General features: G+C 75.7%; 12 protein-coding genes. 2 read left to right on the forward strand and 10 right to left on the reverse strand.

Translation table 11 applies throughout. The annotated features are described in order from the left end of the window. Positions 1 to 106: 106 nt before the first annotated feature. The 10 genes from OH807_RS31325 to OH807_RS31370 form a co-directional block, all read right to left on the reverse strand. Positions 107 to 1,993, reverse strand: coding sequence for a hypothetical protein (locus OH807_RS31325; protein ID WP_406205637.1), 1,887 nt, complete (start codon positions 1,991 to 1,993; stop codon positions 107 to 109). Then, positions 1,990 to 4,128: a hypothetical protein gene (locus tag OH807_RS31330; protein ID WP_406205640.1), complete on the reverse strand. Its 2,139-nt coding sequence runs from the start codon at positions 4,126 to 4,128 to the stop codon at positions 1,990 to 1,992. Before OH807_RS31330 ends, OH807_RS31325 begins: the two co-directional genes overlap by 4 nt. Continuing rightward, positions 4,125 to 6,653: a hypothetical protein gene (locus OH807_RS31335; protein WP_406205643.1), complete on the reverse strand. Its 2,529-nt coding sequence runs from the start codon at positions 6,651 to 6,653 to the stop codon at positions 4,125 to 4,127. The genes OH807_RS31330 and OH807_RS31335 overlap by 4 nt, the downstream gene beginning before the upstream one ends. After that, positions 6,650 to 10,315, reverse strand: coding sequence for a tubulin-like doman-containing protein (locus OH807_RS31340; protein ID WP_406205646.1), 3,666 nt, complete (start codon positions 10,313 to 10,315; stop codon positions 6,650 to 6,652). The genes OH807_RS31335 and OH807_RS31340 overlap by 4 nt, the downstream gene beginning before the upstream one ends. 102 nt (positions 10,316 to 10,417) lie before the next feature. After that, a complete protein-coding gene (locus tag OH807_RS31345; RefSeq protein ID WP_406205649.1) occupies positions 10,418 to 12,769 on the reverse strand; it encodes a VWA domain-containing protein in 2,352 nt (783 codons plus the stop codon). Positions 12,770 to 12,856: 87 nt separating this feature from the next. After that, the gene (locus tag OH807_RS31350) at positions 12,857 to 13,462 is read right to left on the reverse strand and encodes a Pycsar system effector family protein (protein ID WP_406205651.1); all 606 of its coding nucleotides are present in this window, start codon (positions 13,460 to 13,462) and stop codon (positions 12,857 to 12,859) included. A gap of 3 nt (positions 13,463 to 13,465) precedes the next feature. Then, positions 13,466 to 15,028 carry a hypothetical protein gene (locus tag OH807_RS31355; protein WP_406205654.1) on the reverse strand — a complete coding sequence of 521 codons (1,563 nt, stop codon included), beginning with the start codon at positions 15,026 to 15,028 and terminating at the stop codon, positions 13,466 to 13,468. After that, complete coding sequence (locus OH807_RS31360) at positions 15,025 to 17,976, reverse strand: hypothetical protein (RefSeq protein WP_406205657.1); 2,952 nt, start codon at positions 17,974 to 17,976, stop codon at positions 15,025 to 15,027. The genes OH807_RS31355 and OH807_RS31360 overlap by 4 nt, the downstream gene beginning before the upstream one ends. Continuing rightward, positions 17,969 to 18,895 carry a hypothetical protein gene (locus tag OH807_RS31365; protein WP_406205660.1) on the reverse strand — a complete coding sequence of 309 codons (927 nt, stop codon included), beginning with the start codon at positions 18,893 to 18,895 and terminating at the stop codon, positions 17,969 to 17,971. Before OH807_RS31365 ends, OH807_RS31360 begins: the two co-directional genes overlap by 8 nt. Before the next feature lie 77 nt (positions 18,896 to 18,972). Then, a complete protein-coding gene (locus OH807_RS31370; protein ID WP_406205663.1) occupies positions 18,973 to 19,695 on the reverse strand; it encodes a Crp/Fnr family transcriptional regulator in 723 nt (240 codons plus the stop codon). Positions 19,696 to 20,462: 767 nt separating this feature from the next. Here OH807_RS31370 and OH807_RS31375 point away from each other — a divergent pair. Next, positions 20,463 to 21,680 (forward strand): hypothetical protein, encoded by a 1,218-nt coding sequence (locus OH807_RS31375; protein WP_406205666.1) that lies wholly within the window; start codon positions 20,463 to 20,465, stop codon positions 21,678 to 21,680. Positions 21,681 to 21,773: 93 nt separating this feature from the next. After that, positions 21,774 to 24,038 carry a tetratricopeptide repeat protein gene (locus OH807_RS31380; RefSeq protein WP_406205669.1) on the forward strand — a complete coding sequence of 755 codons (2,265 nt, stop codon included), beginning with the start codon at positions 21,774 to 21,776 and terminating at the stop codon, positions 24,036 to 24,038. Positions 24,039 to 24,071 lie beyond the last annotated feature (33 nt).

Below are 24,071 nucleotides of genomic sequence, written 5' to 3' on the forward strand. Positions count from 1 at the left end.
CCCGACCGGTCGGGCGCGCAGGAAGGCCGACGACACCACTGCCGCGGGTGGACTCGCGCGCGGCAGTGGTGTGGTGCGACGGCACGTGGGCTGCGGCGCGGGTGGGTCAGAGGATGAGGTAGACCGCGGCCACCAGGACGACGCCCAGGGCGGCCAGGGCGGTGCAGAGGATGACGATGTTGCGGGCCTGCTGGTCGGGTGGGGTCGGCGGGGTCCAGCGGGGTGGGGACGGGACCGGCGGAGGCGCGGGTCGTCGGTCGGGTGGTGGGAGGTCGGGCGGGGCGGAGGGGCGTGGGGGATCGGTGGGTGGGGTGAGGGTGCCGGGAGGGAGTTCGTGGAGGAGGCGTTGCCACAGTTCGGGCGGGAGGTCGGGGGGTGCGGTCTTGGCGCCGGGGGGCGGGACCAGGCAGCGCAGCAGCTCGGGTTCGACCGTGGTGCCCTCGTGGAGGAGCGCGTTCAGCAGGGCGTCGAGGGCGGGTGCGTGGCGCCGGTCGCGGACGTGCGGGGTGACGGCCCACTGGAACAACCAGGCGGCGCGGCGGGCGAGTTCGGTGGTGGACTCGGCCGTCGGGTCGGGCCGGTCCCGGTCGGTGCGGTAGATGTAGAGCCGCTGGTCCAGGACCTCCGCGCAGAGGCGGTGTTCGTCCTCCGGGTGCCGCTGGGGGCTGCGGCGGTGGAGGACGAGCAGCAGGCGGCGGGTGGCCGGGTCGGGCAGGTCCTCCTCGCGCAGGATGTCGAGCAGGCCCCGGTCGCCGATGCCGTCGGCCAGCCGTAGCAGGTAGGGCAGCAGGTCGTTGGTCGAACCGGGCCGGAGCAGGGCCCGGCGCAGTTTCTCGGTGGGCGGCAGCGCCGGCGGGGCGAGGCGTTCGGGCGGAGCGTAGACGGGCTGGTCATCGAGGTCCGGGGTGGGATCCGGCACGGGGTCCGGCACCGGGAACGGGCCGGGGTCCGGCACCGGGAACGGGGCGGGGACCGGTACCGGGAGCGGGGTGGGATCCGGCACGGGGAACGGGTCGGGGTCCGGGGTGGGGTCCGGGTCGGGGTCCGGCCGGGTGTGCTTGGGCCGCGGGTCGGCCGCCCGGATGCCGAGGGTGCGGGCGAGGCGCCGTAGGCGCTCCTCGGCCGGCCAGTTCGCGGCGTCCCTCAGCTCGCCGGTCAGTTCGGGCAGACCGGCCGCCCGGCGGTCGGTGGTCTCCAGGCAGCGTTCGACCAGGCGGGCCGCCAGCTCGTGGGCGCGGTCGGCCTCGGGGCGTCGCGGGTCCACCCGGGAGCGGGGCTGCTGCTGCCCGGAGTCGGTCGCCCAGTCGGCGACCCAGGTGACCAGCAGGTCGTGGCGGTCCGTCACGTCGTAGGTCGCGAAGGTCCACGGCTGCTGGAGCCAGGTGTGGCCGAAGATCTCGTGCAGGCCGCTGATCACCGCGGCGGACGGGTTCCGTTCGGGCCAGCCCGGCAGGGCGTCGCTGCGCAGGGAGAGCCGATGCCTCGGACGGCGCAGCAGGGCCGCGGTGGCGACGGTGAGCGCGTCGGTCACCCCGGCGATCCGGGCCGGGGTGTCGGCCCAGGTCTGTTCGGCACTGTCCCGCAACAGGGCCCGGGAGACGGGCGGGCAGCGGTCGGTGGCCTCCTCGGCGAACCGCTTCGTGCCGAACGACCAGTCGCGCAGCGCCAGGGAGAGCCGGGCGCCGAGCACCTCCTGGGGGCCGAGCAGCAGGTGGCAGGCGGTGTTGGGTCGCCCGCCCGGGTCGGCGGTCGGCCACCGCCGGATGACCGCCGCCTCGCCGCGCTTGGTGACCGTCCGGACCAGGCTGGGGCGCAGCGCGCCGTCCACCCTGAGCAGCGGGGCGAGCTCGCGGGCGAGCTCGTCGGCGCGTTCCGGCGGGCAGGACCACGCGGCGGCGGCGATGCCAGAGCCGCGCCGCCCCAGATTGCCCTGCCAGCGGAACACGATCTGGTCGACGGTGCTGTCCGGGACGGCGGTGCCGGGGGCGCTCATCCGGTCACCTCCCCGGGGGCGTGGCCGTCGGCCAGCTCGATGATGCCGTGCATGGCGAGCAGTGAGATCAGCGGCTCCAGCACCCGCTGCGCCCGGACACCGCGCGGGTAGCGGCTGTCCTCCTGCCGCCCGCCGGTGGCGGAGGAGATGTGCAGGGTGCAGTGCAGGGCGGTGTCGAAGGGGCGCAGCCAGGCCTTCCCGGCGTGGCGGTGCAGCAGCGCGTACACGTCGCGGCTCTCCTCGAAGAGCTGTCGGCGGCTCAGCGGTGGGTGGCCCGGCTCGGTCAGCCACCGGTCCACGGGGGGCTCGGAGCGCAGCAGGTCGGCCTTGGCGACCACGACGGCCGAGGGGACGGTGAGGTACGGGCCGTTGCGGGGGATGCGGTCCAGGGCGGTGGCGAACGCCGGGTCCCCGTCCCGGTTGACGTGCAGGCCGAGCGCGGTGCGGATCTCGTCGAGCTGCGGCAGCGGCATGGCGAGGGTGGGGTCGACGACGAAGACCAGGGCGTCGATGCCGAGGAGGAACCGCAGCAGCGCGTCGGTGCGCAGGAGGTCCTCGCCGGCGAGGTCGAAGAAGGCCAGCGGGCGGACCCGGCCGCGGGCGTCGGTGATCAGCAGGGACTCCACGAAGCGGGCGGACTCGTTGGCGCCGAGCCCGGCGGTGTGGGCGATCACGTTGCCGTCGCGCAGCGGCACCACGCGGTCGTTGAGGAAGCTGGCGTGCTGCTCCGGGTTGACGGACTGCCAGCTGACGCCGTAGGGCTTCAGCCGGTCGTCGGCGATCTCGGCGATCATCTGGGTCAGCAGGTGGCTCTTCCCGGTGTTCGACTGGCCGATCATGGCGACGGTCAGCGGACGCCCGTTGGTCAGGTAGGGGACGGGGATGTGGTGCGGCCTCGTCGTCGGACCGCCCTCGCAGAGCTGGAAGGCGCCGCGCAGCTCGTCGGCGAGGACCCGCGGGTTCTGCTGGTCGGAGAACCGGTAGGGCTGGAGGTCCTGGACGGCGTCGGGTGCGTAGAGGGCGTTCGGGTCGAACCGGATGGGTTCCAGGCAGTAGGGGCAGAGCACGCCGCCGGGGTCGGCGGCCGGGGACCCGTACGGCGCACCGTCCGGGCCGGCCGTCGCGTTCTGGTCGGCGTCCGCCGGGGCGCCGTACCCGGGGAACGCGGCGTACCCGGGCAGCCCGGTGTCGCCGGGGTGCTTGAGGGCGACGGCCCGGTCGAACTCGGCGCGGTGCCGGCCGAGGCCGTCGCCGTCGCCGCCGCCGGCGGTGCGGCCCGCGTCCGGGCGCCGGTCGGGCGCGAGCAGGCCGAGGAGCGCGGCCGGGGTGGGCCGGTCGGCGGCGCGGGGGGCGAAGGAGGACCGCATGGTGTGGGCGAGCGAGCGGTGGTCCGCGAGGTCGGCGGGCTCCCGGTCCGGGTCGCCGGGCCGCCCGGTGACCAGGCGGTACATCACCTGGGCGGCGCTCCACAGGGCGTCCCGCGGGTCGTTGTGCCCGGTGCCGCCGCGTACCTCCGGCGAGGCGTACGGCGCGGGGCCGCGCGGGGTGCGCGGCCGTCCCGTGTGGGCCACCGCGTCCAGGCCCCACAGCTGGACGGCCCGGCCGTCCCAGCGGACACCGGCGGGGGTGATGCCGTGGTGGACGAGGCCGAGTTCGGCCAGCAGGGCGGTGGCGTCGACGAGGTCCCGTTCGACGGTGCGCAGCTGGGTGACGGCGAGGCCGTGCAGCCGTTCGGCCGGGGTGCCGCGCGGCGGCCGGTAGAGCACGAACGGCTCGGCGACGTCCAGGTCGTAGCCGATCACCACGGGGAAGAGCCGGGCGAACTCGCTGTCCGCGAACGTGCGGTGCAGCCGCAGGGCGGTCGCCGCCTCGGTGTCCAGCGCGTCGCGGGCGGCGTCCGTGACCCCCGTCCCGGGGGAGGCCGCCGCCCGGACCTGCACGCACTTGACCGTGCCGTCGAGCAGCGTGTTCCGCATCAGGGGGGCGGCGCGGACCACCGGCCCGGCCGGGTCGGGGCCGAACCGCGCGGTGGCGAGCAGGCGTCGCCCGGCGGGCGTCAGGTAGGGCAGGTCGACGTCCTTGGGGCGGCCGGGGTCGCCGGGGCTGCGCGGCCGGACGGGCCCGGTGGTGCTCACCACTGCTCCTCCTCCTCGGGCAGCGAGACCTGCCGCTGCCGGACGGTCTCGACGACGCCGGCCCGCAGCGCGGTGAGCCGCAGTTGCCCGGCGTAGCGGCCGGCCGCCGTCCGGACGTCCCGGACCTCGGGGCGGCCGGGCGACGTCCGGTGCGCGCCGGAGCCGTCCTGGGTGGCCTCCGGGGCGAACCGGATCAGGGCGACGGCGTCGGGGTTGCGGCTGAGCAGGTCCAACTGCTCGGCCGAGTTCAGCTGCAGCAGGCCCTGGCCGTCCTGGTCGGGGCCGGCCGCGTCGGCGGCCCGGCGGATGTCGATGCCGAGCAGCCCGGCCGGGCCGCTGCGGGCCCGGTGCGGCGCGGCGAACGGCGGGGCGGGCAGGACGTCGTTGCGCCGCAGATGGTCACGGGCCACCGCGAGCAGCTCGCGCACCCGCTCGGCGATCCGCTCCTGGGCGGCGTCGCCGGCGTGGCCGCGCTCGACCGCGCCCCAGTAGGGCTCCAGGGCGGTCAGTGTGGCGTCCGTGAGGTCACCGGCCAGGGTCGGTACCAGGTCGGGGCCGCCCTTGGCCTCCCCGCGCTCCAGCCAGCGCGGGCCCGCGGCGGCGGTGCCGGGCAGGGGCCCTGCGGGGCGGAAGGGGGCGGCCGTCCGGGCCTCCTCCCGCCGCCCGGTGTCGCCTCCGGAGGGGACGCTGGTCCAGTCGTACTCGTCCGGCTCGTCCGGTTCGTCGTACTGGTTGTGGTCGCCCCGCCCGTACGGGGTGGACGCGTCCCCGGGCTCGTCGTCGGCGGTGCGGCCGAGCCAGTCGTCGTCGCTCTCCGCCATGGCCTGGGGCGGGTCGGCCCCGAGGTCGCGGGTGGCCTCCTCCTCGGCGGCGGTGACCGAGGCGCGGAGCACCCCGACCACCGACAGCGCCGCGTCGGCGCAGTACCGGCGCTCCTCGACGGCCCAGAACTCGCGCAGGGCGCGGGCGAGGAGCTCGTCCAGGCCGTTCAGTCCGTCCTGCAGCGGTGTCACACCGCGTTCCAGGCCCCAGCGCTGGGCGTGGTCGTGCCAGGTGCGCAGCAGCAGCCAGCCCCCGAGCCCGAGCCCGGCCGGCAGGCCGAGCGCGCCCGCCCAGACCGGCAGTCCGGCCGCGCCGGCGGCCGCGGCCGCCGCCGCGGCCCCGAGGAGGGCCGCCATGCCGAACCGGCCGGCGTCGGAGGCCCGGCCCGGGCCGCCGGGCAGCCGGGTGACGGCCCGCAGCATGCCGAGCACGAGCAGCACCGGGACGGTGAGCGCGGCCGGCAGCGCCGGCCAGGTCCAGACCCCGCCGAGCGCGCCGGCCAGCCCCGTCAGGGCCAGTACGCCGGAGCCGGGCGGGTCGGGCGGCAGCGGACGGTCGGGTGGCGCGGACTCCCGCAGCCGGTCCAGTTCGGCGATCCGCGGGGCGTTGGAGAGCGGCTGCACCTGCTCGGCGAGCAGCGACAACTGCTGCTCCACCGAGCGCAGCGACAGGCCGTCGCGCAGCAGCCCGAGGGCGAGGCTGCGCAGGCTCTCGCCGATCTGCTCACCACTGGTGGTGGCGGGATCCACGGCGACGCCCAGCCGGGCGAGCCTGGTCGCGGACTCGGCCCCGGACTGTGCGCCGACGGTGCCGCCGTCGCTGCGCAGCACCTTGCCGATCAGACTGCCGTAGCGGTCGAGCGCCGACCGCGCCCGGTCGAGCGCGGACTCCAGCTCACGGCGGCCGGCCCCGTTGACGAGCCCGGCGGGGCTGCCGAGGGTGACCAGTTCGGCCTCGGCGTCCGACAGCGCGTCGACGACCTCGTGGCGTACCCGGGAGGTCTCGCCGCCGTCGACCGGCCGTCCCGGGGTGCCGGTGGTGGAACCGGCGACCAGACCGGCGAGGGTGGTGGGCAGGGTGGCGCCGGTCAGGACGGTCGGACCGGAGGTGTGCGAGCCGGCGAAGCGGAGCAGTGCTTCGTTCCAGGCCTGGCCGCGGACCTCGGGGGAGAGGCCGTGCTCCAGGACGCGCAGGGCCGGGGCGGCCACGCCGTCGGGCAGGGACCCGATCAACTCCAGTGTCTCGTCGAACAGTTCGGGCATCGCGAGGACGTCGACCAGGACGGCCAGGGCCTGCGGGTCGGCGTGCCCGGCCTGGTCGGCGGCGCCGTGACCGGCCTGGAGGTCGCCGGCCCAGAGCAGGCCCGCCTCGGGAGCGCGCAGGGTGGCGGGGCGCACCAGCCGGCGCTCCGCCGGGAGGTCCTCGTCGGAGCGGGCCGGGAGCCCGCCGACCAGCAGGCAGAGCACCCGGACCCGGCCGGGCGTGCGGTAGCCCATGATCTGCTCGAACCGGGTGCGGTGCTCGTCCAGCCCGGCGGGGGTGTCGACCACCAGGAAGCGCTGGTCGTGCGGTTGGGCCAGGCCCTGCGCCGCGAGCCGGGCCGAGACGGCCGCCCGCAGCACGGCGGGGTCCTCGCCGGCGAGTTCGGCGGTGCGCAGATCGAGGTGGACGACCGGCGCGGACTGCGACAGGGGAGTGCTCAAGCGGGCTCACCGCCCCGGCGCTCCGTGCCCGGCTCGCCCGGCTCGTCCCACCACGAGGAGGAGCGCGGCTCGTCGGGACCCTCCCGCGGGGGTTCGCCCCGGGCGGAGGACCGGTCGGTGCTGCGGTCGGTGTCCCACTCGGTGTCCCGGTCGGTGTCCCGGCCGGCGCGTCCCGTGGACCCGGTGCCCGGGGCGGGCTCCTCCCGCCGGTCCGCCGTCCGGTGGGAGGGCTTCGTCCAGTCGTCGTCGTACGCCGCCCCGGACCGGTCGGACCGGTCGTCGTACGCCGCCCCGGCCCGGTCGTCGTACGAGTCCCGCTCCCCACCGGCGGTGCCGTAGCGGTCGTCGTAGTCGTACGAGTCCCGCTCGCCGCCGGTGCGCTTCGGGGCAGGCTCCCGGGTGCGGTCGCGGCCCCGGCCGTCGGGTCGGTCGGCCGGTCGGGCGGTGCCGAAGTCGTCCTCCTCCCGCACCGGCGGGACGCGGGTGCCGTACGCCTCCTCGTCGGTGTCCTCGACGGCGCGCGGGGACAGCTCCCCGCGCTGGATGACGTCCAGCAGCGTCTCCAGGTTCGGCTGGACGGCCCGCTGGTCGCCGAACTCCAGCTTCAGCGCGGCCGGCAGGGTGTCCGCCCAGAACTGCCAGAGCGGGCGGAACCAGCCGTCGACCCGTTCCCCGCCGATCTCCCGGCGGGACCGGAGCATCCGAAGCTGCTCCGGGGCGATCTGCTCGACCAGCCGGACGAACAGCGGGTCCGGCCGGCTGGCGGAGCGGGTCAGCCCCACCGGGCGGGCCGCCATCAGCCGGCTGCAGTAGTCCTCGACCGTCCGTTCGTCGTCCAGCACCGTCCAGCGCTCGTAGGCGCGCAGCAGCTCGGCCCAGCTGGAGACCCCTTTCTGCTGCTCGCCGAGCCGCAGCCGCACGCCCGGCACGTCCAGGCCGCGCTCGCGGAACAGCCGCAGCCGGATCAGGTGCGGGGAGTCCTCCGGCCCCTCCAGCACGTCCACCTGTCCGTTCCAGAGCAGGCTCAGCAGCCGGTGCAGGATGAGCCGGCGGTCGGCCTCGGTGGAGACCAGCCAGTCGTCGCGGTGGCCGAGCCGCTGGCGCCAGCGCAGGACGTCGTCGCTCTGCTCGTTCTCCTTCGCCTTGGCCCACTGGCGCAGCATCTTGCGGGCCTCGGGCACCTGGGTGAGGCTCATCTCGCTGCGGAACAGCACGACCGTGATCGACTGCGTCTCGACGCCGCGGAACTCCGCCCGGGCGTCCTTCGGCAGCCGCAGCGCCTTGCGCAGGAAGTCCTCCACCTCGTCCGCGGACTTCACCCGCGGGTACGTCACCAGGGCCTTGAGCGGGCCGGTGCCCTCGGGCACGAACCCGGCCGGCAGCAGCCCGGCCAGCTTGCGGCCGAACTGCTCCAGCGCCTCCTTGCTGACCTGCTCGGCGTCCTCCGTGCTCCCGGCCGCCGCGGCCAGCAGCACCCCCATGGCGGGCAGCAGCGGGCGCTCCTCCAGCTGCTCCCCGCTCTCCGCGAAGAGCCGCTTGACGCCCGCCTCCACGGCGGTCTTCACCTCGCCGACCGCGTTGCCGGGGTTGCGCCGGCTCAGCGCGTTGGCGGAGCGCCACTCCTCGCCGCCGACGAGGCGCATCAGCAGCGCCGCCTCGTCCTCGGTCTCGGGCAGGCCCTCGCGCGCGGTGAGGCGGGTCACCAGGTCGTCGTAGAAGTGCTTGAGGTCGCGCTGCGGCGGCAGCAGGTAGGAGACGCCGGTGCGGTCCTCGTAGAGCGTCTGGGACTGCTCGGCGAACGCCCTCGGCTCGTCCCTGGCGTGGTTGCGGAAGGCCGTGGCGAGCCGGCCGACCTCGGCCTCCAGCGCGCGGGCGGTCGGCTCCCAGCGCTGCTGCTGGCTCTTCCAGCCCTCGTGCCACAGCTGCCGGCTGCGCCAGCGGTACCAGGCGTCCTGGGCCCGCAGCACGGCCTGGACCTCGTCGTCGCCCCAGCGCGGCTGGGCGAGCCCGCCCATGCGGCGCCGGATCCTCGGCGCGGACGGCGGCTGCTCCCGGGTGCCCGGCGGCAGCGGGGGCGTGTGGGTGCGCTGGTCGAGCAGGCCGAGGAAGCCGAGGCGGGCGAGGTCGTTGGCGTCCTGCGGCACGCCCCGCACGATCCGCTGCACGGTGAACGGGTCGACCTTCGCCAGCAGCCGGTCCACCGCCCTGCGGGGCGCGAAGTCCTTGGCCATCTCGGCCGTCCGGACCGCCACCTGCCGGGCCAGGTTGGCGAGTTCGGACTGCATGTCGCCGAGCCGGGCGGCCAGCCCGGCCTCGATGGCCGAGCTGCCGCGCGGCTCGGGAGACGGCGGCTGGATCTCCAGGGCGGGCCGCAGCAGGAGCTCCTCCAGGCCGGAGTCGGTGAACATCTGCTTCACCAGCTCCTCGGCGGAGTGGCCCGGGCGGTGCGTGCGGTCGTCGAGCTGCTGGACGGAGGCGCGCAGGATGCGGCCGGAGACGAGCGAGGCCAGCTCGTCCACCGGTGCGGTCATCGAGGCGACCAGGCTGGTGGAGACGCCGCGGCGGCCGATGCCGGACGGCGCGGTGGCGGCGCGCTGCGTCCCGCGGTTGATGAAGCTCGCGGCGAAGGTCTGGTAGTCGTCGTCGGCCCGGGTGCGGGCGGTGCGGCCGTCACCGAGCTCGGTGCCGATCAGCGACATCACCAGCGACACCATCGAGCGGCGCAGGTCGTCCGGCCGGATGCCGGCGGTGCGGTTGAACAGGAAGGCCGTCGGCAGGATGCCGGTGCGCAGCCGGATCGGGGCGGTGTGCGGGTAGCGCACGCGCAGCGTCAGGTCCTCGTCCAGGTCGCCGAGTTCGGCTCCCTCCACCGGAGCGTTCTGCTCGTCGACCAGGCGGAAGAGGTCGACCAGGGCGCGGGCCGAGTTGAGTTCCGCCTCCCGGCCGCCGCCGCTCGCCGCCGGGAACGCGGAGGGCATCACCACCAGCGGGTAGATCTTGACGCCGTCGAAGCCCTTCTCCCGGAAGGCGTGGTTGATCAGGTACAGGTAGTCCAGGAAGATCCCGGCGCCGGTGCCGCCCGCGACGGAGAACGCCACGAAGACGTCGCAGCCGGAGACCGGGCCGCCGCCGAGCTGGCTGAGCACCCCGCCGGAGCGGGCGAGCGCGTCGATGGCCTGCATCAGCGGTTCCAGGACCGGGTCCAGCCCGCCGCGGAGGGTGCCGAACAGTCCCGCGCGGCCGACGGTGGGCAACTGGCCGGCGCCGTTCTTCAGCGGTACGACCCGCGGCTCGTTGTTGCGGGGCGGCAGCCAGGCGGCCGTCTCGTCGGGCAGGCTGGCCCGCAGCATCTTGGTGACGTCGGGCGAACTGTCGAAGTTCGGCAGCAGGTCGTGGGTGGAGCGCGAGGTGCGGCTGAAGACGGGACGCAGCGCCGGGGCGGCGGAGGCGTGCGGCAGCCTCGACAGGTCGGTTTCGCTGAAGTCGGCGTAGACGAACTGCAGGCAGTCCGGCAGCTGGTAGGGGGCCATGGCGCCGAGGCCGGTCAGTGCCGTGCCGTCCGGCCCGCAGAGTTCGGCGCGCAGCCGCCGGTCCAGCTCGGCGCCGACCAGGCCGCCGGTGCCGCCCAGGCCGACGAAGAGCATCGGCTGGAAGATCTTCATGTGTTCCGCCTCCATCCGGCCGCGCGGTGCGGCCGGTTCGGGGTGTGGGGTGGGTCGGGGTTGGCGTGGGTGGGGCGGGCGTGGATGGGGCGGGCGCCCCGGTCAGAGGTATTCGGAGGACGGCGTGGACGGTCCCGACGCGAACGGCCGTTCGTCGGACCGTGGTGGCGGCGGGGTCGGCCCGGTGCGGCGGCCCGCGCCGAGCCCGAGGCTCAGGCCGTCGGCGAGCGGGACGGGGTTGTCCGCGCTCAGTCGCGAGGGCGACCGGCGGCGGATCTCCAGCACCGCGCCGCCGTCCTGGCTGCGCTGCACCCGGTACGTGCCGCCGGGCCGGCGGACGATGCGCGGGTGCGGCCCGCCGACGCCGCTCACCTCGAACTCGTACCAGCCGTGGGAGCCGGCGGACGCGGTGTGCTTCCCGATCTCGCGCCCGCTGTCGTCGAACAGGAGCAGCTCCAGCCCGGCCGGGGTGCTGCGGTCGCGGGTGATCCGGCGACGGACCAGCAGGCCGAGCACGGCCAGCACCACGACGGCGCCGCCCAGCGCCAGGGCCCACCACCACTTCTCCAGGAAGGTCGGCGGCGGGGTGACGGTGAGGGAGAGCGGGCTGTCGACCAGCACCCGGTCCCGGTCGGAGGTGTCGACGACGGTGACCTTGCCCCCCACCGTCACGCCGTCGTCGCCGAGCAGCCGGCCGAACGCCTTGGCGCTGCCCACCGTCAGGGTGACGTCGACCGTGCGCGACTCCTTGGGCGCCAGCGTGACCGAGCCCGGGGACACCGTCAGCAGGCCGGCGGCGAGGTCGGTGACGGCCGGGCGCAGGGTGTGCGGCACCGCGTCGTCGTTGCGCAGGGTCAGGGTGCCCCCGACGCCGTCCCCGGGGTGGGCGCCGGCGCCGCCGTCCAGCGAGAACGACGCGGTGACCAGTGGCACCGCCGGGGAGACCACCGAGGCGGCCGGGCGGTTCTCGTCGGCGGCGAGGCCGGCGGCGGTCAGGGTGCCGGAGGCGGTGATCCGGCCGGTGGCGCCGGCCGGGACGGTGACGGTGCCGGTGAACGTGGCATCGCCGCCCTTCGCGTCCGGGACGGCGCCGTCGTCGGCCAGCGGGACCGGGACGGACGGGAAGCCCTCGCCCGCCAGGACGGCGGTGACGCCGAGGTCCTTGAGGTCCTGCTGGTCGGTGATCGCCAGGCCCTTGCGGGTCTGTAGCTTGAGCGTCACCACGGCCTTCTCGCCGGCCCGCGGCGACGGCGGGGTGAGCGTGATCGAGCTGTTCAGGGCGCCGCGCCAGAGCACGCTGACGCTGGCCAGCTGGTCCCGGTGCCCCTCGGGGGCGTCCAGGTGGACCCGCCAGTCGCCCGGCACCGGGTCGGTGATGCGCAGCGATTCGACGCTCTGGTTGCGGCCGGAGAACTCGAACGTCGAGTCGGGGTCGGACTCGGGCCCGGTGATCTGCTTCCCGGAGGGGTCGAAGTACGTCGCCGTGACCTGCGGGTCGCCCTTGTCGACCACGATGCTGCCGACGGTGGCGAGCGGGGAGATCCGCACCGGCAGGTCGGCCGGCGGGTGGCCGGTCTTGCCGGGCTCGGTACGCAAGCAGTGGGCGGCGGCGAAGGCGGCCTCCAGCGCGGTGCCGACGGCGCCCGAGTCCTGCACCACCGAGGCCCGGGGCTTGGCGCCGGGCAGGCTGACGCAGCCCTCCTGGAAGCCGCCGGCCGCCATCCGGTCCAGGGCGGCCCGGTCGATGTCCGCGCCGAAGCCGAGCGGCCAGATCTGGATGCCGGCGGCCTTGGCGGCGGCCAGTGCCCTGGTCAGCGCCTCCTCGCCGGCGGCGGCCCGGTGCGCCGGATCCCCGTACGCGGGGCTGTCGCTGACGTCCAGCTTGCCGTCCGTGAGGATGAACAGGACCCGGGGGACGGCCGGGTCGGTGCCGTCACCGAGCCGGCCGACGCCCTGGAGGACGGCGTTCGGGAAGTCGGTGCCCTGGCCCTCGTCGGGGGCGCGGCTGTGCAGCTTGGCGATGCAGGTGCCGATCCGGTCGCGGCCCGTGGCGTCGAGGACGGTCGGCGGGCAGACCTCGTCCACCGGGTGCTGGCCCGCGTTGTCCGCGCTGGCGAAGCCGAACACGCCCACCGTCGAGGCGGGGTGCACCTCGCCGAGGGCGATCCGGACGGCCGCGGCGCGCTCGCGTTCGAGGTCGGCGGGCTTGAGGCTGCCGGACTCGTCGACGGCGACGGCGTAGTTGACCGGGCCGATGGACGCCGACGGTGTGCCGGGCGCGGCCGCGGGCGCGGGATCGTCGGCGGCGGCCGGACCGGCGGGCAGGCCCGTGGTCAGCAGGGCCGCCGCCGCGACGACGGCCGCGGCGCGACCGAGGCAGTGGCGTGGCCGCCGGGGCCGGGCCGCGGCGGCCGTGGCGCGCCTGCGGGAGGGCCCGAGGGACAGGTGGTGCACCGTCATCTCCTCTGGATCAGGGTGCGTGCTCCCGGCCGACCGGCGTGGCCGGCCGGGGAATCGGCAGGTGGGGGCAGGAGGGTGCGTTCAGGCGAGCAGCAGCCCGGCGGTGGTGAGGGCGGCGCCGGGCGCGAGGCAGCCGACGCCCCAGCGGATCCAGCGGTACTTGGCGGCGAGGATGGTGCTGACGTCGACGGCCTGGACGAGCAGCCAGTCGACGGGGTCGCGGCCCGCCGCCGCGACCCGGTCGGCCAGCGCCGTCCGGCCCTCGGCCGGCAGCAGGTCACCGAAGTAGGTGACGCCCTCGTGATCGCGCTGGGTGCCGGTGCGGGGCAGGATCGCCCGGACCAGCGCCACGGCTCCGGTCGCCCAGAACGTGCCGCCGAGGGCGAGCAGGACGGCGGCGAGGTCGGCGGGCCGGCCGTCCGGCCAGCTGCGGCCGAGCAGCAGGGCCGGCAGGCCGAGGGCGGCGGTGAGCAGGATCGAGGCCTTGGTGTCGGCCCGGCCTATGTCCTCGCGGACGGCGGCCAGCAGGCGGTCCGCGACGAAGCGGGCCTCGTCGGGGGCGGGTGCCTGCGGGGATGTGGGCGGGGATGTGGTCGGGGACGGAGACTGAGACGGAGACTGAGACGGAGACGTGGTGGCGGCGGGGGGCGGTATCGGGGGCACGGTGGTGGTGCGGGGATCGGGCACGGCTCACCACCCGCCGTTCGGCGACCAGGGCCGGTCGTCGTCGCGGTCGTCGTTGCGGGTGTCGTCGGGGGCGTGGGCGGGGGCGTCGCGGGCCGGGACGGGTTCCCAGTCGTCGAAGGCCTCGCTGGGCCGGCGTCGAAGCCGGGTGTCGGCGGCGGGCTGCTTCGGCGGAGCCGGGTCGGTCTCCAACCAGGATGGCGTGTAAGGGCGTTGGCCGCCCGGGCGGTCCGTCCGGTCGGGTCGGCGGTCGTCCGGCTCGGGCCACAGGTTCTCGCGCTGCTCCGCACGGCGCTCGCTCCGGTTGTCGTTGCTCCGGTCCGACCGGTCGTCCCGGCTGCTGCGGCGCTCGTCCCACCGGTCGTCGTTCCGGTCGTCCTCCCGGCCACCGTTGCGATCGTGCCGGCGGTTCGGGCGGTCGTCCCGGTGCTCGTCCCAGCGGTCGCCCCACCGGTCGTCGTTCCGGTCGTCCTTCCGGTCGTCGGTTCGGCCGCCGTCGCGATCGTGCCGGCGGTCCGTGCGGTCCGTGCGGCCCGCGCGGTCGTCCCGGTGCTCGTCCCAGCGGTCGTGCGGGCCGTCGTCGTGGTGCCGGCCGGGCGGCAGCTCGCCGCGTGGCGGTGCGGGCCGCACCGGCGGTCGGCCGAAGCTGCCCTCCACCCGGTACGCCCCGGTGCCCAGCAGCTCCCGGACCTGGCTCTCCAGCTCCGCGGACTGGATCACCCCCTTCTCGACCAGGTCCAGGGTGTGGTCGAGGAGTTCGCGCCGGTCCTGGCGGGCCTCCTGGCGCAGCAGCTCCATGAAGGCCCGGGCCTCGGCCGGGTTGTCGGCGAGCATGAAGCAGATCTGGCCCCACTCGCCGCCTTCGAGCATCACCCGGAACTTCTGCATCCGCAGCTGGAGCAGTTCGCCGCTGTGGTGTTCGCCGGCCAGGTCGTGCGCGTGCTCCCGCTCGGCCATCGTCCCCCGGTGGTCGTCGTCCCGGACCTGCTCGGCCTGCGCGATCGCCTTGCGGTCCACCGTGAAGCGGATGTACAACTCGGCCCGCAGGCCGAGGTCGTAGCCCAGGTCGTCCCACTGGCCGTTGCGGCAGGCGGACTTGACGGCGCGGTCGGCCTCGGTAGCGGCGGTGATCGGGTAGCCCGCGCAGACCCCGCGCAGGCGCTCGGTGAGCGGGGCCCGCAGCCGGACGGCGACGTTGGTGACCTGCTCGTCCACCACCTTGAGGTAGTCGGTGACCGTCCACTGGACGTCGGCCTCGACCTCGAAGAACGCGGTGCCGCCCGCAGCCGGGACCTGCAGCGTCACCCGGGTCATGTGGGTGCCCCGCGCCACCTCGCAGACCGTCACCGGGCGGGCCATCCAGGGGCGTCCGACGTGCTCGCTGCCCCGAGCGGTGACGATGCTGTGGCCGCCGTTGCGGTAGAAGAGCACCTGGGCGACGCCGGCACCGGGCTGCGGGAGGCCGCCCTCCGGGCGCGGGTACTCCTTGAGCAGCGGGCCTGCCGGGTGCGCCGAGGAGGCGTCGCGCCGGCCGGGGGACTTCCGGCCCGCCTTCGGGTCGTCCGTCATCGTTCGTCCTCCTCGGTGTCCCTGCGCTGCCGGTCCGTGCGCTGCCAGCTCGTGCGCTGTTCGTCCGTGCGGGACCGCTCTGTTCGGGACCGCTCCGTGCGAGGCCGGTCCGTGCGGTTCGGGTCGGGGGCGGTGCGGCTCCGGTCCGGACGGCCGCCGGGTGCGGGCCGGGCCTCGGGTGCGGGCCGGCCTTCGGTGGCGAGGTGCCAGAGGCGGCGGGCCGCCGCCTTGTCCAGCGGGGCGTCGGGATCCTTCATCATCCGGCGCAACAACCAGTCCAGGAGCTGTCGTTCGCGGTCCCCGCCGAGCAGCGACGGCAGCAGCGCGGCCAGGCCCCGCCGGGCGTTCGGCCCGTCCTCCAGGCCGCCGTCCTCCTCGGGGACGGCCCCACGCAGCCAGTACTCCAGGCAGTCCGTGGCGGCCGTGTGGGAGCGTGGGGTGCGCAGCGCCGTCCACATCAGGTCGGCCAGCGCGCGGACCCGGTCCGGCCGGGTCACGGCGAGAGCCAGCGGCAGCGGCCAGTCCAGGTGGTCCGCGAGGTCCGGCGAGGCCTCGCCGTCCCAGACCTCGCCGACCGTGGTCACCGCCAGCCGGACGATGGTGAGCAGCCCCAGGTCCTGGTGCGGCACGCGACGGTCGGCCGTCCAGTCGGCGATCCGGCGCAGGACTGCCCGGTCGTCGGGGCCGGACAGCAGCCGGACGGCGCTGTGCGAGACGAGCGGCGCCTGGTCGTCGTGCTCGTCGGTGCCGATCCGGGCCAGCCGGTCCAGCGCCTCCTCCACCGGGGCGATGTGGCCGAAGCCGAGGGCCATCGCGGCGGTCCAGCGCAGCCGCACCGAGTCGGACCGGGTCCAGTCCCGGACCAGGGCCCGGACGGCGGGCCGGTGGCTCTCGTGCCGGGCGGTCTGGTCGAGGACGGTGGCCGCGAAGGCACGGCGCTGGGTGGCCGGGGCGGTGGCCATCGGGCGGACCAGCTTCTCGTAGCCGGTGGCGAAGTCCCGGGAGCACAGCTCGCCCGAGGCCAGCGCAGCCCGGACCCAGACCTCGGGGCGTGGGTCGTCGGCGAGCAGCCGCATCCAGCGGATCACCGGTTCGCGGGCCGGGTGGTGGCGGTCCCAGACCTCGGCGAGGACGGCGGCGGGCAGGGCGGCACCCCGGTAGCGGACGATCCGGGCGGGCGCGCCGACACCGGCCGTCTCCACCTCGCCGTCGGTCAACTCGGCCCGCAGGAAGGCGAGGTCGGAGGCCGGGTCGTCGCAGAACAGTGGCCGGGCGGGCGCGTTGGCCGGGTCGCGGGCGACCGCGAACTCCCAGGTGAGCAGGTGCGAGGCCTCCGCGACGGTGCTGTGTGCCGAGCCGTTCAGGACGGCGAGGGCGATCCGGGACGCGGTCGGGTGCAGCACGGTGGCGGCCGAGCGGCCGTTGTCCTCGGCGGTGTCGGCGATCTCGCGGTCGGCGCCCGCGAACCACTGCTGGGCCTGCTGCGGGGCGAGGCTGGCGCAGCCGTCCAGCAGGTCCTGGCGGGTGAGCCGGCCGAGCACGTGGGCGGAGACCAGGTCGGCGAGCAACTCGGCCTCGGCGGGGCGGAGGTCCTCCAGGCCGACGGCGGCGCGCACCTCCGGGTCGTCGACCAGCTCCTCGGCGCGCCCGAACGCGTCGGGGTCGGTCCGGAATGGCTCCCCGTAGGACTCGTCGGACCCTGTCGAGGGCTCGGCGTCGGACTTGGCGTCGGACTCCGCGTCGGGGTGCTCGCCGCCCGCCTCGGCGGGCTCCGCCGCGAGGCGCTCGGCCAACCGGGCCCGGAGCAGTTCCTCAGTGGGCGCCGGCGGGCAGATCAGGCCGTACCGCCCGGCGAGCAGCGGGGCGGCGGTGGGGCCGGCGGCGACCACCAGTACCGCGAAGGAGTCCCGGGCGACGAGGGCGGCGCCGAGCGCGTCGAGTTCGAACTCGTCGGGCGGCAGCACCGTACGGCCGCCGCCGGACGGGAGTTCGAGCAGGTAGCCGCGGTCGCGGTGCTCGCCCTCGGCGACCACGGTGGTCAGCCGGGGCACCCGGGTGTCCGGCGCGATCCGGGAGACCCGGGCGGGCGGCTTCTCGCCGGCCGCCCCGCCGGGCTCCGCCCCGGCCGCGGGCCGGGCGGAGCCCGCCTGGGTCAGTTCGTCGAGCAGCGCCAGCGCGGTGCACGTCCGGCCGGTGCCCGGGGCGGCGGCGAGCACCAGCACGCGCTGGCGGCGCAGCGCCCGCTGGAGGCCCACGTACCCCTCCGGCTCGCGGTAGATCCGGCGGACCCGGCGCAGCTCCGCCTCCGGCACCGGCCCGCTGACCGCGCCGACCGCCTGCCGGCCGTCCAGGCGCAGGTGGACGTCGCCGATGTGGGCGCGGTGGAACACCGAGCGGTCGAAGAGGTTGTGGTCGCCGCCGACCTGGTAGGAGGACCGGGCCGAGCGGTGGGCGCGGGAGGTGGCGGCCATGCCGGTGGCGGCGCCGCCCTCGTCCTCCTGCTCGTCCAGGAGGCGGTCGCGGCTGCGCTCGCGGAAGCGGCTGGCGGCGCGCTCGCGTTCGGAGCGCTCCTGCTCCTCGCCGTCCTGTTCGGGGCGTCCCGGCTCCTCCCGGTCCGCCTCGGCGCGGGGCGGATCGTCCCCGGTGCGCACCGGCTCGTCGCCGGCCGGCGGCTCCGGCCCGCGGTTCCGCCCGGGGCGGTCCGGCTCGGCGCGCTCCCGGTCGGCGCGCTCCCGGTCGGCGCGGTCCCGCCCGGGGCGGTGCTCGCCGCGGCGGTCCCGGTCGGCCGGCTCGCGGCCGCGGTCGTGGTGCCCGCGGTTCTCGGGCCCGCCGGCCCGGGGCTCCGGGCGGGGCTCCGGGCGGGGCTCCGGCCGCCGGTCGGCGCGGTCGCGCGGCTCCTCCGCCCTGCGCTCGGCGGGTGCCTCGGTGGTGCCGGCGGGCTCAGCCACGGCGGTCTCCCTCGGTGGTGCGGCCGATGTGGACCGGCGCCTGGTACGTGTTGTCGCGGTGCACCGAGAAGTCCCCGGCGACGGTGGTGCCGTGGGGCAGACCGGTGGCGGCCGGCTCCGCGCCCTCGTTCACCGGGCCCGCGGCAGGCCCGGAGCGGGGCCCGGTCCGGCGCTGGGCGCTCCCGGCCGCCCGGTCCGGTGTGCCCGCCGTGCCGCCGTCGGCCGTCCCGCCGCGAGCCGGCTCCCCTGTGGTCGGCTCGTCGGCGGGCGGCCCCTCGGCGGACGTGCCGCCGCTCTCGGGCACCGGGACGGGCCGTGGCCTGCCCGGCAGCCGGAGCCAGGCGTGCACCCCGCCGTCCTTGAGCCGTAGTCGCGCCGGAGCGTAGTGCTCGGGGTCGACGAAGCGGCCGCCGTGGCAGACGACCTCCCGGTACAGGGAGTCGGAGACGACCACCACCAGATCGGCCCGGTCGCGTTCGAGCAGCCGGCGCGCGGCGTCCGAGTCGGTGAGCCGGCAGGCGAGGTCGACGGCGTGGCCGCTGATCCCCTGGGCGTCGTGGGTGACGGGGCCGACGTGCAGGCCGATCCGGAGCCCGAGCGGCATCCGCAGCTCGCGGTTGTCCTGGCGCAGCTGCTCGTGCACCTCGGCCACCCAGACGCCGATGATCCGGGCCGGCGGGACGGTCGAGGCGATGGCCGCCAGGATGCCGTCGCCGCGGTCCTCGCGGTGGACGAGCCGGGCCGGCACCCCGGCCCGGGCGAAAGCCCGGTCGAGGACGGCGTAGAGCTGCCGGCGCATCCGGGTCTTGCCCTGGTCGTCGTAGGACCCGGACCGCCGGACGTCCACGCCCACGACCAGCTCGTACACCGCGTCGACTGCCTGGTCGTCCACGTCCACCCCCATGGTTGTCTCTGCCACACCGTCAGAATTGCCTGCCGTGCGCCGGGTTGTCTGTGACCGTTTACATGCGCCGTGCGGTGACGCCCGGCCGCGCCTCATGTGCGCCGTCGCGCCTCCGGCGGCTGGTCGGCCGGTCCCCGCGCGAGCAGCAGCAGCGGGGCGGGGGCGAGGATCTCGACCTTCCGGGTGCCGGTGCGCACCAGGCCCTGGTCGCGCAGGAGTCTGAGGGCCTTGGCCACCGCCTCGCGGGTGGCGCCGACGGTCGCGGCGAGGTCCTCCTGGGCGAGCTGGACGACCGCGGCGGCGCCGTCCCGGCCCGGCCGGGAGGTGGCGTCGGTGCCGGAGAGCTCCACCAGGCGGCGGGCGAGCCGCTGGACCACGGTGAGCGAGGCGAGCGCGGATCGTTCGCGGTCCGAATCCCGGAGCCGGGAGGCCAGTTGGGTCATCACCTGGCTGCCGACCCGGGGGCTTTCGGCCAGGAACCGGCGGAAGCTGTCGCCGGGGATCACCAGGGTCTTGACGGGCCCGAGCGCCTGTACCGTCGCACTGCGCGGTCGCTGGTCCAACGCGGCCAGCTCGCCGATGAGTTCACCTGGTCCGCGCAGGCCGAGCACGAGCCGGGTGGCCCCCCGGTCGATGGCCGTGAAGACCATGGACCAGCCGGCCAGGACCAGCAGGACGTGCGTGGACCGGTCGCCCTCGGAGAGCAGGTGCTGCTCCGGTTGGAACGTCCGCTCGGCCCCGAGCGAGACCAGGGCTTCGAGATCGTGGGCGGTGAGTGTCCGGGCGAAGGGCTGGTCGCCGCCGAGCAGACCCATGTCATCTCCTGGTCCTCACCAACCGTCTTGATCCGCTCCGACGTTGGGAGATCGTAGACCTGTCGGAGGAGGAATTTGGCCGAATTTCTCGCGACGGGAGCGATGTGGTGCTGGAGGGATTCACGAGGCTGGTGTGACATCTCCGCGAGGAGCCGGCGTTGCCAGGGCTGTACGCCGAACTCGCAGGTCGGCGAGTCAATCGCGGTCGGCACGGCGCTGTTTGGGACACGATTCAGTCATCTCTTGGCAACAGTGTGGTGTACACGCTCGATGCGCCGTCGTGCGCCCCGGCGCATTGCGCTCCGGGGCGTCCGGCGAGCCGGCCGGGCGGCCCCGGTCACGCCGGGTGGCCAGCGGCGGCGGGCGGGTCGGAGGTGGCCTGCGGGGCCGGTGGGCGGGCCGTCCGGCGGCCCCTTTCCCGTTCCGGCCGGTGGAGTCCGGCCTCTTGACACGGTCGGCACAACTTCACCACTCTTGGCCCGTCGCCAAGCTGGTGTGGATGACTGATCAATAGTCATCCATTTCAGCTTATGGCGTTGTTGATAGCCAGTCACCGAAGGAGGTGTGTGCCATGAAGAAGATCGTCGTCCGCAAGGCCGGCCCGGTTCGCCTCACCAGCGCGGCCCGTGCGCTGTACCTGCCGTGGTCCTGCGCCGTGCAGAACTGATCCGTCCCCCGGGCAAGGGGGCACACGGTGCCGGCCGGACGTACGTGCCGGCCGGCACCGCTCCACCTCGCCCCTCCGCCTACCTCCCGCAGGAGGATCCGTGCACTCCTCCACGGACAGCGGCTCCGCCGCCCCGGGCGTCGACCTGGACCGTGCGGTGCCACTGCGTCGCCTCGTCTATCTGCAGGAGGCCGACGAAGTCACCATCGGCAGCCCGGAGACCGACACCTACGCCGTCTTCCCGGCCGACGGCGCCGAACTGGTCCGGATGCTGGCCGACGGCCGCACGCCCCGCGAGGCCGCCGAACGCTACGAGGCCGTACACGGCGAGAGCGTCGACATCGCCGACCTGGTCGAGGCCCTCGTCGACCTCGACCTCGTCCGCTCCGCCGGGGAACCGGCGCGACCGGACGGACCGGCGGGCGGTGACACCCCGGTGCGCTGGCAGCGGCTGGGCCGGCTGGTGTTCAGCCGACCGGCCTTCCTCGGCTACGCACTCGTGACGGCCCTCGCCGTCGCCGAGATGATCCGGGTGCCCCGGCTGGTCCCGCGCGTCGACCACATCTTCTTCAGCTCGTCCTACACCCTCGTCGTGCTGATGCTGTTCGTCGGCCAGGTGCCGCTGCTCGCCCTGCACGAGGCCTTCCACGCGCTGGCCGGCCGTCGGCTCGGCCTGCGCTCGCGGCTCTCCGTCGGCCGCCGGCTCGTCTACCTGGTGCTGGAGACCTCCCTCGACGGGCTGGTCGGCGTGGAGCGCCGGAAGCGCTACCTGCCCATCATGGCCGGCATGCTGGCCGACACCCTGGCGATCGCCGTCCTCACCCTCGTCGCCGACCTGACCCGCGACGCCAGTTCCGTCGTCGCGTCGATCTGCCTCGCGATGGCCTACGCCACCGTGCTGCGCCTCGCCTGGCAGGGGTTCTTCTACCTGCGGACCGACCTGTACGTCCTGCTCAGCACCGTCCTGGGCTGCGTGAACCTGCACGCCGCCGCGACCGACGTGTTGCGCAACGCCCTTCGGCGCGGCACCGGCCGGCCGCCGCTGGACCTGTCCGTCCACCACCCGGTCGACCGCAGGGTCGCGCGTTGGTACGCCTGGCTGATGCTGGTGGGCTACGTGTTCACGCTCACGATGTTCGCCGGGGTCGTCGTACCGACGGCCTACCGGCTGCTGCACGACATGTGGCTGCGGTTGACCGGCCAGGCCTCGCTCGCCGGCCGGCTCGACTCGCTCGCCCTCATGCTGCTCAGCGCCGCGCAGACGGTGGCCGTCCTCGTGCTCGCCGCCCGTGAGCGGCGCGCCGCCGCCTCGGCCTGACGCCCGCCCCCGCCCGTGAGCGGCCCGCCGCCCCGGCCCGACGCCCGAACCGACCCCTCCCCCCTGCACCGCCGCGCGAAAGGCAGCTTTGTCATGGCCGAGCACCGCCACTACTGGGTCCGCGCCGCCGGGCGTCCCGCCCGCGCCGGCGCCCGCGAGCGGCTCGACCTGCCGCCCGTGCTCGCCCTGGTGAACGCCAACCGCCGGCTACGGGGGCCCTACACCGCCGTCGGCTCGATCCTGCGGGCGATCGTCCCGGACGCGCTCGCCCGCTGCCCCGAGGCCGTCACCGGGCACGACATCGAGATCCTTTCCACCACACCGGAGTTGCGCGATCTGGTGCCGGCCACCCGGGAGACGCTGACCTCGCTGGCGGTGCCGAAGGAGCGCACCCGCTTCTACTCGGCGCTGCGCACCCTGCGGATCGCCCACGGCCTGGTCGAGTTCCTGGAGGCGTACCTGCGCGCGGCCGGCTCCGCCCCGCGCACGCTGATCGTCGACGACGCCCACGCGGCCGACCCCACGGACGCCGAGTTCCTCGCCGTCCTGCTGCGGCGCATCGATCCGGCGCTGCTCACCGTGGTGGTCACCACCGACGCCGAGCCGCCCGCGAGCCCGGCCGGCCTCGGCAGCGAGGACCTGCCGACCGCGCTGGCCGCGTACTGCACGGTGATCGCCCCGGCGGGAGAGGGCGGCACACCGGCCGAGGGTCGGTCGGCGGGTTCGGCGGGTTCGGCGGGTTCGGCGGGTTCGGCGGGTGAAGGCCTGGCCGGGACGCCGTCGGCCGCCCTGCTCGGCCGCCGGCACATCGACGGGGACGGCGTGGGCGACGACCCGGGCGAGCTCGCCGCCTACCTGGGCCTGCCGCCCACCGAGCGCGCCCGGCTGCACGACCTGCGACGGGCCGAGCTGGAGACGGCCGGGGAGTCCTCGCTGCGGCTCGGCGCCATCGCCTGGCACGCGGAGCACGGCAGCGACCCGTCCGGCGTCGGGGCGGACACGCTGCGCCACGCCCTCGACCACTGCATGGACCTCGGCTACTACCACGCCGTCCTGGACCTCGGCGAGCGCGGCCGGCGGCTGGTCACCCACGAGAGCCACCCCACCCACTGGTGGGCCTTCACCACCAAGATGACCACCTCCTTCGCCGCGCTCGGCCTCGCCGAGCAGGCGCTGCCGCTGTACGACGAGGCCCGGGCGCTCAGCTCCTCGCCCGAGGTCCACATGCAGGCCGCGTACGCCACGGCCATGCTCCACACCCGGCACTTCGGCGCCGACCGGCGTGACCACCAGCTGGCCCGGAGCTGGGTCAACCAGGCGATCGCCTTCGCGAAGTGGCACCCCGAGCCCAAGGAGCGGGAGGCGCGGGTTGTGTTCAACCGCAACGGCCTCGCGCTGATCGAGGTCCACCAGGGCCACCTGGAAGCCGCGTTGGAGCTGCTGGACGCCTGCATCGCCCGGCTCGACGAGACCCTGGAGGAGCACGAGCACGCGCTGCACCGCTCCGTGCTGCGCTACAACCGCGCGCAGGTGTACGCGGGCCTGGGCCGCCACACCGACGCCGTCGCCGACTACTCGGCGGTGATCGAGTGCGACCCCAACTACGCCGAGTACTACTTCGACCGGGGCATGCTCTGGCGCGACCTCGGCAGTCCGGAGCAGGCGCTGGCCGACTACGACCGCGCCATCCGGCTGTCGCCGCCCTTCCCGGAGGCGTACTTCAACCGGGCCGACGTGCTGGTCGAGCTCGGCGAGACCGAGGCGGCCGCGGCGGACTTCGGCTACGTACTGGAGCTCGACCCGGCGTTCGCCGACGCCCGGCTCAACCGGGCCTCCCTGCTCTTCGAGGCGGGCGAGCACGAACGCGCCCTGGGCGAGGTCGGGACCGGGTTGGCGGCGACTCCGGACAGCCCGCAACTCCTGTGTCTGAAGGGTCAGCTGCTGGCAGCCGGGGGCGACCTCGCGGCGGCGTCCGAGGCCTGGCGGGCCGCGCTCGCCGCCGACCCCGAGTACGCCCAGCCGTGGGCCCTGCTCGGCGAACTCCGGTACGAGGAGGGCGACCTGGACGGCGCGAGCGCCGACCTGGCCCGCGCGGTCGAGCTCTCGGCGGACCCGGGCATGCGGTTCAACCTGGCCGTGGTCCACCACGACGCCGGACGCTACGGTGAGGCCCTCCGGCTGCTCGACGAGGTGATCGGCGCGACCGAGGACGTGGACGCCCGGTTGCAGCGGGCCCGTTGCCTGATCGGGCTCGACCGGGCGGACACCGCCAAGGCCGACCTGCTCGCCTGTCTGGAGGCCGACCCCGGCTCCGCGGAGCAGGTGTACGAGCTGATGCCCGGCCTGGCCCGGCTCTGAGCAGGTCCAGGTCCGAGCGGGCCCGTTCCTGAC

The organism is Kitasatospora sp. NBC_01560 (assembly GCF_045208415.1).
Taxonomy (GTDB): domain Bacteria; phylum Actinomycetota; class Actinomycetes; order Streptomycetales; family Streptomycetaceae; genus Kitasatospora.

Excerpts from the sequence above, each read along its gene's own strand:
- OH807_RS31380 (WP_406205669.1), top strand. The coding sequence starts at position 21,774 with ATGGCCGAGCACCGCCACTACTGGGTCCGCGCCGCCGGGCGTCCCGCC.
- OH807_RS31370 (WP_406205663.1), bottom strand. The coding sequence starts at position 19,695 with ATGGGTCTGCTCGGCGGCGACCAGCCCTTCGCCCGGACACTCACCGCC.
- OH807_RS31355 (WP_406205654.1), bottom strand. The coding sequence starts at position 15,028 with ATGACGGACGACCCGAAGGCGGGCCGGAAGTCCCCCGGCCGGCGCGAC.
- OH807_RS31325 (WP_406205637.1), bottom strand. The coding sequence starts at position 1,993 with ATGAGCGCCCCCGGCACCGCCGTCCCGGACAGCACCGTCGACCAGATC.
- OH807_RS31340 (WP_406205646.1), bottom strand. The coding sequence starts at position 10,315 with ATGAAGATCTTCCAGCCGATGCTCTTCGTCGGCCTGGGCGGCACCGGC.